The organism is Kitasatospora sp. NPDC059827, assembly GCF_042731675.1.
Lineage (GTDB): Bacteria > Actinomycetota > Actinomycetes > Streptomycetales > Streptomycetaceae > Kitasatospora.
On the sequence record NZ_JBHWIV010000001.1, the window covers coordinates 99,552 to 115,608 of the forward strand.

The 16,057-nt window shown below is 74.3% G+C and carries 12 protein-coding genes and 1 riboswitch; of the genes, 7 read left to right on the top strand and 5 right to left on the bottom strand.

Annotation, left to right across the window (positions count from 1 at the left end; translation table 11 throughout):
• Positions 1-133 precede the first annotated feature (133 nt).
• Both ACFV8H_RS00430 and ACFV8H_RS00435 read left to right on the top strand, forming a co-directional pair.
• Positions 134-526 carry a Uma2 family endonuclease gene (locus tag ACFV8H_RS00430; RefSeq protein WP_380395977.1) on the top strand — a complete coding sequence of 131 codons (393 nt, stop codon included), beginning with the start codon at positions 134-136 and terminating at the stop codon, positions 524-526.
• Between the two features lie 125 nt (positions 527-651).
• Entirely contained in the window at positions 652-1,203 is a 552-nt protein-coding gene (locus tag ACFV8H_RS00435; RefSeq protein WP_380395835.1) for a YceI family protein, read from the top strand.
• Between the two features lie 37 nt (positions 1,204-1,240).
• Here ACFV8H_RS00435 and ACFV8H_RS00440 read toward each other — a convergent pair whose 3' ends face one another.
• The 5 genes from ACFV8H_RS00440 to fhuB form a co-directional block, all read right to left on the bottom strand.
• Positions 1,241-2,098: an MBL fold metallo-hydrolase gene (locus ACFV8H_RS00440; protein WP_380395836.1), complete on the bottom strand. Its 858-nt coding sequence runs from the start codon at positions 2,096-2,098 to the stop codon at positions 1,241-1,243.
• 12 nt (positions 2,099-2,110) lie between these two features.
• Positions 2,111-2,178, bottom strand: a riboswitch (guanidine-III (ykkC-III) riboswitch).
• 33 nt (positions 2,179-2,211) lie between these two features.
• A complete protein-coding gene (locus ACFV8H_RS00445) occupies positions 2,212-2,409 on the bottom strand; it encodes a DUF397 domain-containing protein (protein WP_380395837.1) in 198 nt (65 codons plus the stop codon).
• Positions 2,406-3,221 carry a Scr1 family TA system antitoxin-like transcriptional regulator gene (locus ACFV8H_RS00450; RefSeq protein ID WP_380395838.1) on the bottom strand — a complete coding sequence of 272 codons (816 nt, stop codon included), beginning with the start codon at positions 3,219-3,221 and terminating at the stop codon, positions 2,406-2,408. Before ACFV8H_RS00450 ends, ACFV8H_RS00445 begins: the two co-directional genes overlap by 4 nt.
• A 74-nt stretch (positions 3,222-3,295) precedes the next feature.
• Entirely contained in the window at positions 3,296-4,414 is a 1,119-nt protein-coding gene (fes, locus tag ACFV8H_RS00455; protein WP_380395839.1) for an enterochelin esterase, read from the bottom strand.
• 16 nt (positions 4,415-4,430) lie between these two features.
• A complete protein-coding gene (gene fhuB / locus ACFV8H_RS00460) occupies positions 4,431-6,590 on the bottom strand; it encodes a Fe(3+)-hydroxamate ABC transporter permease FhuB (protein WP_380395840.1) in 2,160 nt (719 codons plus the stop codon).
• A 105-nt stretch (positions 6,591-6,695) separates the two neighbouring features.
• Here fhuB and ACFV8H_RS00465 point away from each other — a divergent pair, with 105 nt between their 5' ends.
• From ACFV8H_RS00465 to ACFV8H_RS00485, 5 genes are all read left to right on the top strand, one after another.
• Positions 6,696-7,724 (top strand): ABC transporter substrate-binding protein, encoded by a 1,029-nt coding sequence (locus ACFV8H_RS00465; protein ID WP_380395841.1) that lies wholly within the window; start codon positions 6,696-6,698, stop codon positions 7,722-7,724.
• 25 nt (positions 7,725-7,749) lie between these two features.
• Complete coding sequence (locus ACFV8H_RS00470) at positions 7,750-8,532, top strand: ABC transporter ATP-binding protein (RefSeq protein ID WP_380395842.1); 783 nt, start codon at positions 7,750-7,752, stop codon at positions 8,530-8,532.
• Positions 8,533-8,837: 305 nt separating this feature from the next.
• Positions 8,838-9,695: a DUF4132 domain-containing protein gene (locus tag ACFV8H_RS00475; protein WP_375891999.1), complete on the top strand. Its 858-nt coding sequence runs from the start codon at positions 8,838-8,840 to the stop codon at positions 9,693-9,695.
• Complete coding sequence (locus ACFV8H_RS00480; protein ID WP_380395843.1) at positions 9,692-14,878, top strand: hypothetical protein; 5,187 nt, start codon at positions 9,692-9,694, stop codon at positions 14,876-14,878. The genes ACFV8H_RS00475 and ACFV8H_RS00480 overlap by 4 nt, the downstream gene beginning before the upstream one ends.
• On the top strand, positions 14,875-16,056 hold the full coding sequence (locus tag ACFV8H_RS00485) for an AAA family ATPase (protein WP_380395844.1): 1,182 nt from the start codon (positions 14,875-14,877) through the stop codon (positions 16,054-16,056). Before ACFV8H_RS00480 ends, ACFV8H_RS00485 begins: the two co-directional genes overlap by 4 nt.
• Position 16,057: the final 1 nt, after the last annotated feature.

Consider the following 16,057-nt stretch of genomic DNA (forward strand, 5'->3'; position numbering starts at 1 on the left):
TCGAAGAGGCTCGACGGAGCCTCCCGGACGGTTTCAAGGTCGAGCTGTCCGGCGACGTCATCGTCATGCAGGCGTCGCCGCCCTCGATCCACCAGCTGAACTTGTCGATCGTGCAGCGTCAGTTCGACGCGCACTGCCGGCGGGCTACTTCACGAGCGGTAACAGCGATCTCTCGTCGCCGGAAGTCGGTGCTGTCCGCAATCCCGACCTCACCTACCTGCCCGAGGACGTCGTCGATCTCAGCGGCCACGAGATCCCGGCAGAGCTCGCGCTGATCGCGGTCGAGGTCGTCTCCCCGTCCAACCCCGAGAACGACTGGACCGGAAAGGTCCGCGACTACCCGCGGATGGGCTTCCCGCTCTATCTGATCATCGACCCGCGCCAGAAGACCGTCACCCTGTTCTCGGAGCCGAACCGCGACCGCTACCACACCCGTACCGAGCGGGAGTTCGGCGAGACGATCCGGATCCCCGAGCCGTTCGGCTTCGAGCTGGACCTGGCGCGGCTGGTCCCGTACCGGGACTGAGAGGGCTTCACCCGTTGGCGGGAACTTGGCACGGTGGTGCCGCGCGGCGGGCGGGGTGATACTGCATTGGGCTGACACCTTGCAGGCTGACGCCCGGACCCCGGGCCACCCCTTGGAGGTACCTGATGACCGTTTCGCTTCCCGAGCTCACCGGGGACTACGTCCTCGACCCCGCGCACTCCCGGATCGGCTTCGTCGCCCGGCACGCCATGGTGACCAAGGTGCGGGGCGCGTTCGGGCAGTTCGAGGGCACCGCGCACCTGGACGGCGCCGATCCGACGCGGTCGACCGGCCAGGTGGTGATCAAGACGGAGAGCATCGACTCCGGAGTCGAGCAGCGCGACCAGCACCTGCGGACCAACGACTTCCTGGACGCCCCCAACTTCCCGGACATCACGTTCCGTTCGACCTCGGTCGAGGCCAAGTCCGACACCGACTACCGGGTCACCGGTGACCTCACCATCAAGGACACCACCCGCCCGGTGGCCATCGACTTCGAGTACACCGGCAACGCGGTGGACCCGTACGGCAACCTGCGGGTGGGCCTGGAGGGTTCGGTGACGATCAGCCGCAAGGAGTTCGGCGTGACCTGGAACGCGGCGCTGGAGGGCGGCGGCGTGCTGGTCGGCGACAAGGTGGTGCTGGAGTTCGACATCTCCGCGATCAAGCAGAAGTAGCGGGGCGAGGAGGGACGGCAGCACTCCGGTGCTGCCGTCAGCCGTTCGGCCAGAGGATCAGGTCGTCCAGCGCGTGGCGGCGCGGGTGGTCGCCGAGTTCGGCGAGGGCGGCGCGGATGCGGTGCAGGTGGTCGACGGTGAGCTGGAGCGGGGGCTCGTCGGGCTGGTGGGTGGTGCGGATCGGGTAGTCGACGCCCGGCTCGCGGGTCATCTCGATGTGGCAGCCGAGGACGTGCGTGACGGGCCGCTCCCGGGTGAACGCGATCAGGCGCTCGATGCTGCGGCCGAAGGCGGGCCAGTCGTCGATGTAGAGCCGGCCGGGGTAGACGGTGTCGCCGGTGAGCAGGAAGCCCGTCCACGGGTCGTAGTAGGTGACGGCGGCCGGGTGGTGGCCGGGGGTGGCGAGGCATTCGAGGACCCGTCCGCCGCCGAGGTCGACGCGGGCGGTGGCCTCCGGGTCGTGGTCGAAGCCGAAGTACGCCCAGGCGGTGGGCAGGTCGGCGCCGACCAGGGTGGTGTCCGGCCGGTCGGCGAACTGTCCGTCACCCGCGATGTGGTCGCCGTGCGGGTGGGTGTGCAGGACCAGCAGCGGGTAGTGGTCGCGGGGGTTGCGGGCGAGCCACTGCGTGATCAGCCCGTCGACGGTCTCCCGGAGCGGGAAGTACTCGGGCTCGGCGGTCGCCCCGGTGTCGATGAGGACGGCCCGCTCCGCCCCGAAGAGCAGGAACAGGAACGACGCCTCGTAGTGGACCGCCTTGTTCTGCCGCAGGATGACGGTGTGCTCGTCGTACTCGTGGGTCTGGATCTCCGGGTCCGTGTCGTGTTTCGCGGACGGCGAGCCGTGGATCCACGGCACGTCCAGCGGACGGGCGATCGGTGCTCCGGCAGCGGTCATGACGACTCCCTGGGTGCGTCGTCTTGGCGGGCCGGGTACGGCGCACATCTCGTCCGGGGCGGGCGCCGTCGCGCTGCCGACGGCGACGCTAGCACGAGGCCCGGCCAGCGGCCTCAGCCGACGTGGCGAGGAACGTTTCGGGTGAACTCGATGAAGTCGGCCCAGGCCCCAGGGGCGAAGGCGAGTTGAGGGCCGGACTTGTCCTTGGAGTCGCGGACGTGGATTGTGCCCTCGGCGTGAGCGATCTCGATGCACGAGCCGCCCTCGCTCCCGCTGTGGCTGGACTTACGCCAAGTCAACTCGCTACTCACTGGTCCTCCACCAACGCGTTGATGAACTCGGCCGACTTCTCCCGAGTGAGAGCCTGCCGAAGGATCCTTTCATGGCGTTGACTCAGGAACTGCACCTTGTCGGTGTCCGCGTGGAGCATCCCGGCTGCTTGGCCCTCCTCGTAGGCGAGCCGCTCGTGTTCCGGCAAGTCCAGGAGAACGAACGGTCCTTCCAAGCCAGGGTGGAAACCGACCGAGGGAACGATCTGGATGGCCACGTTGCGCTGCCTGCCGATGACGAGGAGGTGCAGCAACTGCTCGACGTGGGCTTCCTCCGTGCTGAGTCGGCGGTGGAGGACGTTCTCCTCGATCACGAAGTTGAACGCCTTGCTCTGGACCTTCAGCAACTCCTGACGCTCAAGGCGAGCGGCCACCCGTACCGCAACGGTCTCGTCGTCCAGCGGGGGCCAGCGTCCGTCGATGACGGTCTTGGCTGTTGCGGCGGTCTGTAGCAAGCCAGGGAAGAGCTGGTTCTCGTACCAGTTGATGACCACCGCCTCCCCTTCGTTGCGAATGTAGTCCTCAGCGAATCGCGGATACTTCTCGGGCTTCAAGTAGTCCGCCCCTGCCAGCAGGATTCCCTTCGCGCCGCACATCTCGTCCGCCACCTGCAGCAGGTGCAGCGACGGCTTGCGCCGCCCGGCCTCCATCGATCGCAGGCTCTCGTAGCTGTAGCCGGCCTCGGTCGCCAGGGCCTCGCGAGTGACTCCGGCGCGAGCGCGCCAGAGCTTGATCTGGTCGCCGCAGTACTGCCATGACATCGGCGGCGGCGTGGCGGACGAGGACGCGTTCATCGCTGACCCCCCAGGTCACTCGGTGTGGGTTCCGACGCTACGTCCGCACAGGCCTCGGGGGTATGCGAATTGACCTAAACCGTCCTTGCGGGTGACCCCAGCAGGTGCGCCAGTCCGTCGGCCAGGCCGCCGCGCCAGCAGGCGTAGTCGTGGCCGCCGTTGAACTCCTGGTAGTGGAGGTCGTAGCCGCGGGCGGTGAGGACGTCGCGCAGGTGGCGGTTCTGGGTGAGCAGCATCCATTCCTGGAGGCCGACCTCGACGTAGAACCGGGCCTCGCGTCGCGGTTCGGCGGCGAAGCGGCGGGTCAGCCATTCGCTGCCCTCGTCGAACTCCGTCTCGTCCGGCCACCAGAAGGAGCCGGACTGGGAGAGCGCGTTGCCGAAGCGCTCGGGGCGCCGGTAGGCGGCGAAGGCGGCGGTGAGGCCGCCCGCGCTCTGGCCGGCGATGACGGTCCGGCGCGGGTCGTCGGTGGCGCCGAACTCTTCGGCGGCCCAGGGGAGGAGGCGGTCGGCGAGGAGGTCGACGAAGGCCGGGTTGCAGCTCAGGTCGTCGGGGCGGCCGGGCCCCATGGTGTGCAACAGGAGGGCGATCGTGGGCGGGATGGCGCCGTCGGCGGTCAGGTTGTCGAGGGTGTCGCCGACGGACAGCACCTCGCCCCACATTTCGCCGTCGAGCACCACCGCCACCGGGTACGGGCCGAGGCCAGGGTCGTGCCCGGCCGGGAGGTGGACGTCCACCCGCCGGCCGGCCACCGTGCGGGGGATCGTCCGCCCGCGCGGCACGCCCGCGCGCCGCCGGACGTACGGCTGGGCGGGGGCCTCCGGCAGGCTGAGCACCGAGGAGGGGTGGCGTCCGTCGCGGGCGGGGAGGCGGGGATCGGTGTCGTGCGGGTCGGGGCGGGCGTGGTCGAGGACGTGCAGCCAGTCGGCCCGGGTGGTGCCGGGGGTGTCGCCCTGGAACGGGTGGAACTGGTAGGAGGCGCGGTGGTCGGCGCGCAGCCGGTGGGTTAGTTCCCATCGGCCGTTCTGACGCACCATCAAGTGTGGTGCCAGGTCACCGGCGTGCCGGTCCTTGTCGGTGACGGTGTGGACCAAGGCGAGTACGCCGTCGCATTCCTGTGCGGTGGAGACGAGGGTGACCAGTCGGTACGCGGGGTCGTCCGGGTCGGTGGCGATGAGGGGAAAGTTGTTCAAGGTCCGTACTCCTCAGTCAGGTTGAGCGGCGCCCGAGCAGCACCCAGAGCAGGAAGGGGCCGCCGAGCACGGTGGTGACGATGCCGACGGGGATCTCCACCCCGCCGATCAGCACCCGTCCGAGGGTGTCGGCGAGCACGACGAGCAGGGCGCCGGTGAGCGCGGAGCCGAGCACCGGCACCCGGGTCGGTCCGGCGAGCCGGGCGGCGAGCACGGGTGCGGCGAGGGCGACGAAGCCGACCGGTCCGCAGATCCCGACGGCGAGCCCGGCGAGGGCGACGGCGAGCAGCAGGCAGGCGAGCCGGACCCGCCCGGGGTCGACGCCGAGCGAGGCGGCCACGCTGTCGTCGAAGCGCAGCACCGCCAGCCGCCGGGCCACCACCAGGGCGGTCGGCACCAGGACGGCGAGTCCGATGAGTGCGGGCGTGGCGATGGCGTAGTCCCGGCCGTTGAGGCTGCCGGAGGTCCAGACGTACAGCGAGCCGGCGGAGTTGAGCGAGCGCCGGGCGAGGGCGACCTGGATGACGGCCGAGGCGAGCGCCGACATGGCGAGTCCGACGACCAGCACCCGGTAGCCGCGGGCGCCGAGCCCGCCGGAGACAAGGGTGACGACCAGGACGGCGGCCAGGGCGCCGAGCGGTCCGGCCCACCAGGCGCCGAAGGTGCCGGAGGCGGTGGCGGAGATCAGTACGGCGGCGGTGGCGCCGTCGTTGACGCCGAGGAGTTCGGGGGTGGCGAGCCGGTTGCGGGCCAGGGTCTGGGTGAGGCAGCCGGCGAGTCCGAGGGCGGCTCCGGCGGCGAGTCCGGCGACGATCCGGCCGAGGCGGAACTTCTGCACCAGCAGGACGTCCAGCCGTTCGCCGTAGCCGAACACGGCCTGGAAGGTCGTGCCGAGGCCGAGTTTGCTCTGTCCGGCGTGCGCGGAGACGACCACGACGGCGAGCAGGGCGGCGGCCAGGCCGAGTCCGGCGAGCAGCGGCCGGCGCGGCACCAGCAGGGACCAGGCGCCGTACCGCAGGGCCGGGTCCGGCCGCGTCGGGCGCGGTTCGGCGCGCTGGACGGGCGGGGCCTCGGTGTCGGGGTCGCCGATCGCCAGGGCGGCGGAGCGGCGGGAGCGGACGATGGCGATCAGCGCGGGGGCGCCGACCAGGGCGACGATCACCGAGACCGGCGCCTCGAAGGGCCGGGCGACCACCCGGGCGAGCACGTCCGCGCCGGTGAGCACGGCGGCGCCGAACAGCCCGGCGAACAGGGTGAGTCGGCCGATCCGGGGCCCGGCGAGGGCGCGGGCCAGGAAGCCGGCGAGCAGGCCGAGGAAGGAGATCGGCCCGGCCAGGGCGACGGCCGAGGCGGTGAGCAGGGTGACGGCGGCGGCGACGGCGGCGCGGGTGGCGCCGGGGCGGTGGCCGAGGCCGCGGGCGAGGTCGTCGCCGAGGGCGAGGGCGGTGAGCGGCCGGGTGGTGAGCAGGGCGAGCAGGAAGCCGGCGCCGAGGACGGGGGCGAGTTGGCCCAGGGTCGTCCAGCCTTCCACCCCGGCCAGTGAGCCGAGTACCCAGACCCGGTAACGGTCGTACGCCTCGGGTGAGTTGACGATGAGCACGCCGGTGATGCCGCCGAAGGTCGCGCCGACGGCGGAGCCGCCGAGGACCAGGCGCATGGGGGAGCCGCCGCCCCGGCTGCCGGCGATCAGCAGGACCAGGGTGCTGGCGAGGACGGCGCCGCCGAAGGCGAAGGCGAGGTAACCGTAGGAGGTCTGCACGCCGAGCACGGCGATGCCGAGGACGACGCCGAGCGAGGCGCCCGCGTTGACGCCGAGCAGGCCGGTCTCGGCCAGCGGGTTGCGGGTGACCGACTGGAGCTGGGCGCCGGCGACACCGAGGGCGGCGCCGACCAGCAGCGCCGTGAGGGTGCGGGGCAGCCGCAACTCGCTGACGACGAGGGCGAGTCGGCTGTCGGCGCGGGCGCCGCCGCGGTCGAGCAGGTAGTCCAGGACCCGTCCCGGCCCGACCTCGCCGGCGCCGACCGAGAGCGAGAGCGCGGTGAGCGCGAGCAGCACCGCGACCGCCCCGGCGGCGACCGGCCAGGCGCTGTCCCGGAGGGGGCGGGCCGGTGGGGGAGGGGCGCCGGGTGCGGTGACGGCGGGCGCTTCGGGGGCGCCCACTTGCGACGATGTCATAAGGTAAGGCTAACCTAATGGCCGGAGCGTCCCGCCGGCACCGCCGTCGTGCCGGGCTGCCCGGACGCCCCCAACTCCCGTACCACCCCCGCCCCGGAGGCACCCATGCCGTACGCCCAGAGCCCGCTCCACCCCGTCCGCCGCCGCGCGGCCCGGGCGCTGGCCGTCACCGGGGCGGCCGCCCTCCTGCTCACCGGGTGCGGCTCCTCCGGGTCCTCCTCCAAGTCCGCGGACCCCTCCAACTCCGCGTCCGCCGCCCCGGGCAGCGCGGCGGACGCGGCCAACGGCGGCAAGCGCACCGTCAAGGACGCCACCGGCAAGGCCGTCGAGGTCCCCGCCGAGCCCAAGCGGATCGTCACCCTCACCCAGGAGGACCTCGACGCGGTGCTCGCCCTCGGCCTCAAGCCGGCCGGCATCACCAACGGCCAGGGGCTCAACGAGCCGCCCGCATACCTCAAGGACAAGGTCCAGGGCGTGCCGGTGGTCGGCAACCTGCTCCAGCCCGTGATGGACAAGGTGATCGCCGCCAAGCCCGACCTCATCCTGGCCGGGGACATGCAGGACGAGCAGGTGCTCAAGCAGCTGCGCGAGATCACCCCCGCCACCCTGGTCACCATGGCGCCCACCGACGACTGGAAGCTCGCCTTCCGGGGCATCGGCAACGCCGTCAACAAGCTCGACCAGGCCACCAAGGTGATCGACGACTACCAGGCCAAGGCCACCAAGGCCGGTGCCGACCTCGGCAAGAACAAGGGCGCCGCCGTCTCCATCGTCCGCTGGAACCCCACCGGCCCCAGCTGGATGGAGAAGAAGCAGTTCGCGAGCGGCGTCGCCCTCGACATGGGCCTCACCCGCCCGGCCGCCCAGGACAAGGACGGCAACGCCCACAGCCCGGCACTCAGCCTGGAGAAGCTCGCCGAGATCGACGGCGACTGGCTGTTCCTGTCCACCCTCACCGACGACGGCAAGGCCGCCCTCAAGGACGTCCAGTCCAAGCCCGCCTACCAGCAGTTGAACGCGGTGAAGAACAACCACGCCGTCACCGTGGACGGTTCGGTCTGGTCCACCCGGGGCGGCCCGCTGGCGGCCGACGTCGTCATCGGCGACCTCGGCAAGGCCCTGTCCGGTTCCTGAGCGCGCGGAACCGGGGGGCCGAGAGATGGAGTTGACGATCCAGGGCGTCACCGCCGGGTACCGCCCCGGCCGCCCGGTGCTCGGCGGCATCGACCTCACCGTGCCCGCCGGGCAGGTGGTGGCGGTGGTCGGCCCGAACGGCTGCGGCAAGTCCACCCTGCTGCGGGCGGTGGCCCGGCTGCACAGGCCGGACGGCGGGCGGATCCTGGTCGGCGGCGAGGACATCTGGCGGTTGAGCCCGCGCCGGGCCGCCCACCGGGTCGCGCTGCTCCCGCAGAGCCCGCAGGCCCCCGAGGCGGTCACCGTGGCCGGCCTGGTCCGCTACGGGCGCCACCCGCACCAGGGACTGTTCCGCCAGTGGTCGGCCGACGACGAGCGGCTCACCGCCGAGGCCCTGCGCGCCACCGGCGTCGACGCCCTCGCCGACCGCCGCCTCGACCAGCTCTCCGGCGGCCAGCGGCAGCGCTGCTGGCTCGCCATGGTGCTCGCCCAGGACGCCCCGGTGGTGCTGCTGGACGAGCCGACCAGCGCGCTCGACCTCGGCCACGCGGTGGAGGTGCTGGAACTGGTCCGCACGGTCGCGGCCGGCGGGCGCACGGTGGTGATGGTGCTGCACGACCTCGCGGCCGCCGCCCGCTACGCCGACCTGCTGGTAGCCCTGCGGGACGGCGCGGTGGTGGCCTGCGGGCCGCCCCGGGAGGTGGTGGACGCGCCGCTGGTGCGGGCGCTGTACGACATCGACAGCCACGTCCTGGCGGCCCCGGACGACGGCGCCCCGGTCATCGTCCCGCGGGCGCCGGCGGGCTGAGGGGGCGGGACCGGGATCGGTCGGTTGGTCGGCCGGTCGCCAGGTCGCCAAGTCGCTGGGTCGGTGGGCCCGCTGGTCGGTCGGCTGCGAAGGCGGCGTCACCCCGTGCGGGGGTGGCGCCGCCTCCGCGCGTTCCGGGGCTGCCCTGCGTACCCGATCGACCACCCGTTCGAGTGGTTTCAACTCGTCCGCTCCCCGGCCGTCTCCCCCCGCCCGTCGCGTTGTCAGTGACCCTCGCTACGTTCCTCGCATCGCTGGTCAGCGGGGCGATCCGAACGACGTTCCCCGGTGGGAGGAGTACGGCTGTGGCATGGGTGGAAACGGGCGCGGGAGGGTACCGCGTCACGCTCGACGGAGAGGGCCGGGTGGTGTGCCGCAACGCGGCGGGCCGCCCCCTCAAGTCCGTCCCGTCGAAGCTCGGTGACGATCCGGTGGTCGCCCAGCTCAAGCAACTCGCCGAATGGCTCGCCGCGCACGAGCGGCGCTGCCAGGAGGACGTCGAGCGGTGGATGGTGCGCTCGCTGCCGGTCCCCGCCGCCGTGCTCGCCGCCGTCTGGCCCGACGAGGCCTGGCAGTCCGTCCTGCGGGACGTCGTGGTCACCGGCGCGGACGGCGCCGTGGCCGGCTTCCTGCGCGACGCCGACGCCGAGCGCGGCCTCGGCCTGGTCGACCTCGACGGCGACACCGTGCGCCTGACCGACGGCCAGGTGCTGATACCCCACCCGGTGCTCCTCCCGGACCTCGACGACCTGCGCGAGTTCGCCGTCGAACTCGGCGTCTCCCAGCGCGTCCAGCAGCTCTACCGCGAGGTCTGGCACCGCCCCGAGGAGCCGGCCGCGGGCACCGAGGTCCACACCTACGCCGGCGGCCGCTACCGCGAACTGCGCGAGCTGGTCGGGCGCTGCACCCGGCTCGGCTGCCGGGTCCGCGGTGGCTCCGCCGTCCAGCCGATCACCGAGGGCGGCCGCACCGTCGAGGCCCGGGTCTGGGTCGGCGACTACTACGAGTACGACGCCTGCGAGACGGGCGCGCTCAGCTGGGCCGGCCCCGACGGCCGGTCCCTGCCGCTCGCCGAGGTCGGACCGGTCGCCTGGTCCGAGGGCATGAGGATGGCCGCCGCGCTCCACGCGGGCCGCACGATCGAAGGGGAGGACGCCGCATGACCACCGGCCCGATGACCACCACCGTCCCGCAGCAGCGCGCCGCGGAGCCCGAGGCGCTGCTCGACGCCGGCGCCGTCCTGCCGCCCGGCACCCTGGCCGACGCCGGCCGCCCCGACAGCGCCGCCGACGTGCTGACCGCGCGCGGCTACACCCACCCCGCCCTCGACGGCCGCCGGATCGTCCGACTGGTCCCCGGCGCGCTCGGCCCCGCCGAGGACCTCGCCCTGGACTTCCTCGGCCTCGCCCCCGAGGGCGCGCCCGCCGAGGTCGGCCAGGTCCGCCAGGAGGCGCTCGGCTTCCCGGCCTGGGCACTCGTCCACGACCCGGCCAACGGGCACCACGCGCTCGCCCTGGTCAAGGAGCTGGAGCGGCTGGCCCGCCAGGCCCGGTCCAAGCCCGGCGCCGCCAAGGACGGCTTCGACGAACTCGCCACCCGGCTCGGCCGCGCCGTCCCGCACTTCCTGCCCACCTTCTGCGAGGAGGTCGGCCGGATCTTCCTCACCCACGGCAACCAGACCTACGCCGCCGCCTGGTTCGGCAAGGCCCGCGAGGCCGAGCGCACCCACAACCTGGCCGTCGACGAGGAGCGGCTGCGCGCCGTCTTCCTGGAGTTCGCCCTGGCCGGCGCGCTCACCGTCAAGTCCCTGCGCCAGTACGTCAAGGAGCTCGCCCGGCGGCTCGACCCGCAGACCGCCTGGCTGCGCTTCCGCCAGCTGTGCACCGAGCGCTCCGCGGCCGGCATGGCCCCGTACGCCGGGGTCGCCGAGGACGCCCGCGCGCTGATCCGGGCCGCCGGGCTGGACCGCGCCGAGCACGAACGGGCGCTGCTCGCCGAGCTGTTGGAGTCCCCGGCGGTCAACCGGGCGCCCGCCGCGTTCTGGAAGTCCTGGCACGGCGCCCTGGTCGAGCTCGGCAGCGGCGACGCCGCCGTCCGCACCCGGCTGCTGGAACTGATGCCCGACCCGGCCGTCGACGCCGCCGACGCCACCGCCCAGGACGCCGCCTGGCTGGCCGTCCTCGCCGCCACCGGCGCCGAGGACCTGCTCACCGGCCCGCGCGCCGAGGGCGCCGAGCCCGCCGCGCAGTGGTTGCGGCGCTGGTGCGACCACCTCGGCCGCGGCTGGCGCAACCGGCCCGGCTGCCCGGCCACCCTCGCGCTGACCGGCCGGATGGTCGAGCGGCTGCGCGCCGACGCCGTCCCGGTCGACCTCTTCACCGGCATCAGCGGCAGCCTCACCCGGATCGACGTGCTGGAGCTCCTGCTGGCCGAGGGCATCCCGGTGGCCGACCCGCCGGCCGGCCTGGGCTTCGACCTGCGCGAGTGGGTCACCCAGAGCGGCCCGGCCGCCGCCGGCGCTCCGACCGGCGCTCCGACCGACGGGGCCAGGACCATCGGCGGCTCGCTCGCCGCCGTCGCCGCCGACGCACGCTTCCGGCCGCTGCTGCGCCGCTCCGCCCCCGGCGCCTGGGCGCAGGCCGTCGAACACCGCTGCGCCGCACTCCCGCTGCTGAACGAGCTGTTCCGGGAGTGGGCCGAGGAGCGCGCCGAGGAACTCACCGCCGTCCGCGGCCTGGCCGGCGCCGTCGACCTGGTCCGCTCGCTGACCCCGCACCGCACCGCCCTCCGCACGGTCGCCCCGGCCGCCGCCGAGAAGATCGCCGCGCTCGACGTCGCCGGGCTGCTCGCCGGCGCCCTCGCCGCCGGGATCCTGGACGAACTCGGCTGGCCCGCCCTGGAGGAGGCACTCGGCAGGCTCGCCGACCCGCCCGCCGCCGACGCCCTCCCGGACACCGCCCCCGGCCACCGCCCCCGCGGCCTGAACGACCTGACCATCGAGGACGCCTGGCCGTACCTCGTCCTCGCCCGCCACGACCGGGCCCTCGTGGTCGGCCCGGACGGCATCCTGCTGGAGCACACCCTGCGGGTGCCCCCGCTGCCGGGCGTGCGCAACCGGCCCCGGCTGCGCCTGGTCGACGGCGAACTCCTCGTCGTCTGGTACGAGGGCAACGCACAGAAGGCCTACTGGTCCGGCCGACCGGACCAGACCTTCGAACTGACCGGCCGCACCATCGCCGGCTACTACTACGGCGAACGCCACCCGGACGACACCTCCCTCCCGCTGCCCGGCGGCGGCCGCACCACCGGCGCCCGCCCGCTGCACCCCGGCGACACCCGGCTGCCCGAGGAGCACCCCGTCCTCGGCGACGGCACCGGGTACTGGACGCTGCGCCACGCCCCGGACGGCACCCCCGTCCTGCGTGAACTCGACCCGGCCACCGGCACCCTGGGCCGGGCCGCCGAACCGCCGATGATCGCCGCCACCGCCGCCGCCGGCCGGCTCGTCATCGGCAGCACCGGCCTGCTGCCGCTGCAGCCCGGCCTGGAGGGCACCCCGCTGGGTACCGACGGCACCGTGCTCGGCAGCTGGGTCCGGCACGACCCCGGGCGCGCCGTCACCACCTTCACCGCCGACGGGCAGCGCATCGTCCTGCCGCTGAACGACCGCAGCGACACCCACATCCTCCCGGTCGGCCGGCTCGCCCTGCCCGGCGCGCGGGGCCCGGTGGTCAGCCGCACCGGCGAGTTCCTCGACCTCGGCCTGCCCGACCTCGCCGACCGCTCCGACCGCACCGCCGACCTGCGCTCCTGCCGGTCGGGCGAGCTCTCCGCCGCCGGCACCGCCCTGGTCCCGCCGTACGACCACTGGCACGCCCTGCGGCCCCGCGACGAGGCCGGCTCCCGGGTGCTGCGCGCCCTGACCGCCGAGCAGGCCGCCCGGCTGGTCGACCTCGCCTGGCCGGTCGACGCCGAGCCCGTCCCCGCGGACGAGCAGCGCTGGATCACCGTCCAGGGCGTACGGCGCCCGCTCGCCCAGCGCGGCGAGGCCCGCAACAGCCTGCCGGTCGAGGCGGTCGGCGCCGCCCTGCCCGCGATCACCCACCCGCTGCTGCTGGCCGGCGTCGCCGGGTTCGCCCGCACCGCCGCCGACCTGCTCGACCGGATCGCCCGGTTCCTCCCGCAGCCGGAGGCCGAGCGGCCCAGCAAGGCCGAGGCCGCCGAGTGGCGCCCCGAGCACGGCCGCGACCACCAGCTGCGCGACGCCGTCAGCGCCGTCCTGCCCGGGACCCCGGGCCTGGGCAACAACTGGGGCGACTCCGAGCAGTACTGGGTGCTCAACAACCTGCGCGCCGTCACCGCCGCGTTCGCGGCCCCGACCGCCGCGGGTGCCGCGGCCGTCCCGACCGCCCCGACCGCGGAGGGGGGCGAGGGCTGGACCGCCCAGGGCACCGTCACCCTGCGCGGCGGCGAGGCCCACCACGGCTGGCGGAACCTGCTCGGCCGGGTGGACGTCCTCGCCCACGCCATCGCCAACCCGCTCACCCCGCCGGCGCACCGCTCCACCCTGGTCCTGCTGCTCGGCGAGCTCACCAAGGGCCCGCTCGCCGACCGCGGCGCCACCCTGCGCGAGGTCGTCCTCGCCGAGACGGACGAGCGCGCCAAGGGCCGACGCCCGGAGGCCTACCGCCAGGGCGAGGTGCTCCGCCGCGGCGACCGCACCGTGGTGATCCTCGACTACCGCCACCAGCAGGAGGACGGAACGGCGCACTGGCGGGCCGTCGACCACGACCCGAGCGGCGAGTTCGGCCCCGTCGCCCACTTCACCACCCTGGAGGAGCGCCGCACCGAGGAGCGGGTGAACACCGCCTGGACCGAGAAGTTCCAGCGGGTCGCCGCCCTGCACGGCAGCGTCCCCTGGCAGCCCGAACAGGCCGCCGCCTTCGCCGATCTCACCGGCATCGGCACCGCCCGCGCCACCCTGCTGCTCTGCCCGCCCCCCGGCCTCCTGCACTGGGGCAACGTCGAGGTGCCCGCCGAACACGGCCTCAAGACCGCCGAGGTCAGGGCCGCCCAGGCCTGGCTGCGCAACCACGACCACCACGCGATCGCCGACGTCTGGGGCGCCCTGCTGCCTCTCGACGACCCGGAGCGGCTGTGGACGGAGGGCCTCGACACCGCCGCCGCGGCCGAGGCCTGGATCCGGCACTTCGGACGCCTCGTCACCCTCCCCGAGGACGCCCTGGCCGGCGTCCAGGGCGTGCCCATCGGCACCATCGAGGAACTGCTCAACCCCGGCCGGACGCCCTGGCTCACCCGCACCACCACCTACCGGCTGACCACCGGCAGCCGCGCCGCGCTCCAACTGGAGCCCGCGGACGTGACCGCCGGCCCCGGCCCCGGCACCCTCCCGGGGGCGATCGACGCCCTGCGCTGGCTCGGCTACCACCTGCCCGCCGACAGCCCGCTGCGCCCGCTGCTGCCCACGGCCGCCGCCGCGCTGCGCACCCGGCTCGCCGACCCCGAGCTGCTGCTCGGATTCGGCCTGGTCAGCACCACCCAGGGCACCTCGGTGTCGACCGTCCTGCGCGCACACTTCGGCCTGCCCGCCGAGGGCGGAGCCGACCCGGACGGCCTGGTCCGCTGCGGTCCGGCCGTCGTCCTCAGCCCCTACCGCACCGAGTACGAGCAGATCTGGCTGCGCCCCGCCGGCCTCACCGGCCCGGACGACCCGCTGATCGACCTGCTCATCGGGCTGAGCGACGGCCACTGGTTCGGCACCGACCTGGCCGCCGTCCGGTCCGTCCTGGGCGGTGAACCGGAACGCCTGGCCGCGAGCGCCGCAGCCGTGCCGGCCACCGACGAGGGCCCGGCCTGGCTGCAGAACCCGCAGCTCAGCGCCCCCGAGCTGGTCGCCGAGGCGGCCCGCACCCACGGCCTGGGCGAGGACGCGGCCGCGCTCTACCTCCAGCTGCTCGCCCTGCCCGACCCGACGGACCGCAACGCCGCCCGCTGGACGGGCTGGAAGCCCGCCCGACTCAAGCGCGCCCGTGCCGAACTCGCCGCCCGCGCCGAACTCGCTGCCGGCGCACTGGTGCTGGAGGCCAAGCGGGCCCGGGCCGGCCGCAGCCTCTTCCTGCCCGGCGGCTGGCAGGAGGCCAAGTCCCCCGCCCTGCCGGCGGAGACCTGGAAGGCCGCCCTGTACCAACTGTCCGCCCACCGGCCGGTGCTGCCGCACCTGCCCGTGCCCGAACTGTTCGCCCGCGCCTGGCAGCGCACCCTCGACGGCGACGCCCCCGGCTACGAAGAGCTCCAGACCAGCAAGCGCAGGAAGGCCCGCCGATGAGCGCCACCGAGACCACCGCCTCCGAGACCACCGCCACCGGGACCACCGCCACCGACTCCTCGGTGCGGCAGATCGTCCCGCCCGAGGAGAAGCACGCCGCCGAACTGGAGTTCCTCGCCGCCCACGACAGCGGCCCGCGCCCGCCCGGCTGGCACCTCACCCCGCGCGCCGTGGTCACCTTCGTCATGGGCAGCGGCGGCGAGAAGCTCAAGGCCGGACGCCGCAGCCTGGCCATCGAGCCCAAGTTCGTCGGCGAGCGCGCCCTGGTCGAGCGCTGCGTCGTCACCCTCGCCGGGGAGCGCGGCCTGCTCCTCGTCGGCGAACCCGGCACCGCAAAGTCGATGCTCTCCGAACTGCTCGCCGCCGCCGTCTGCGGGACCAGCGCGCTCACCGTCCAGGGCACCGCCGGCACCACCGAGGACCAGCTCAAGTACGGCTGGAACTACGCCCTGCTGCTCGCCAAGGGCCCCAGCCGCGAAGCCCTCGTCCCCTCCCCGGTGCTCACCGCGATGACCACCGGGGCCGTCGCCCGGGTCGAGGAGGTCACCCGCTGCCTGCCCGAGGTGCAGGACGCCCTCGTCTCCCTGCTCTCCGAACGGCGCATCGCCGTACCCGAGTTGGCCGGCACCCCGGACGGCCAGCTGCACGCCGCGGCCGGCTTCACCCTGATCGCCACCGCCAACCTGCGGGACAAGGGCGTCAGCGAGATGTCCGCCGCCCTCAAGCGGCGGTTCAACTTCGAGACGGTCGGCCCGATCGGCAGCCTGGCCGCCGAGGTCGAGCTGGTCCGCCGCCAGTCGACCGTCGCCGTCGCCCGGGCCGGCGCCGGCTACGCCGTGGACGACGCCGTCCTGGAGGCCCTGGTCACCGCCTTCCGCGACCTGCGCACCGGCCGCTCCACCGAGGGCTGGGAGGTTGAACGCCCCTCCACGGTGATGAGCACCGCCGAAGCCGTCTCCGTCGCCACCGCACTCGGCGTCACCGCCGCCTACCTGCCGGACGGCGGCGACCTCCTCGGCCGGCTCCCCGGCCAACTCCTCGGCGTGGTCCGCAAGGACGACCCGGCGGACGCGGCCCGGCTGCTCGGCTACTGGGACGGCCCGGTCCGCCGCCGGGCCGAACAGGGCGCCGCCACCTGGCGCACCCTGTGGGACCTCCGCCCGGCGCTGGAGGCCTGAC

Bases quoted from the DNA above. Each gene is read 5' to 3' on its own strand.
- ACFV8H_RS00435 (WP_380395835.1), top strand. From the start codon at position 652: ATGACCGTTTCGCTTCCCGAGCTCACCGGGGACTACGTCCTCGACCCC.
- ACFV8H_RS00440 (WP_380395836.1), bottom strand. From the start codon at position 2,098: ATGACCGCTGCCGGAGCACCGATCGCCCGTCCGCTGGACGTGCCGTGG.
- ACFV8H_RS00450 (WP_380395838.1), bottom strand. From the start codon at position 3,221: ATGAACGCGTCCTCGTCCGCCACGCCGCCGCCGATGTCATGGCAGTAC.
- fhuB (WP_380395840.1), bottom strand. From the start codon at position 6,590: ATGACATCGTCGCAAGTGGGCGCCCCCGAAGCGCCCGCCGTCACCGCA.
- ACFV8H_RS00465 (WP_380395841.1), top strand. From the start codon at position 6,696: ATGCCGTACGCCCAGAGCCCGCTCCACCCCGTCCGCCGCCGCGCGGCC.
- ACFV8H_RS00470 (WP_380395842.1), top strand. From the start codon at position 7,750: ATGGAGTTGACGATCCAGGGCGTCACCGCCGGGTACCGCCCCGGCCGC.
- ACFV8H_RS00480 (WP_380395843.1), top strand. From the start codon at position 9,692: ATGACCACCGGCCCGATGACCACCACCGTCCCGCAGCAGCGCGCCGCG.
- ACFV8H_RS00485 (WP_380395844.1), top strand. From the start codon at position 14,875: ATGAGCGCCACCGAGACCACCGCCTCCGAGACCACCGCCACCGGGACC.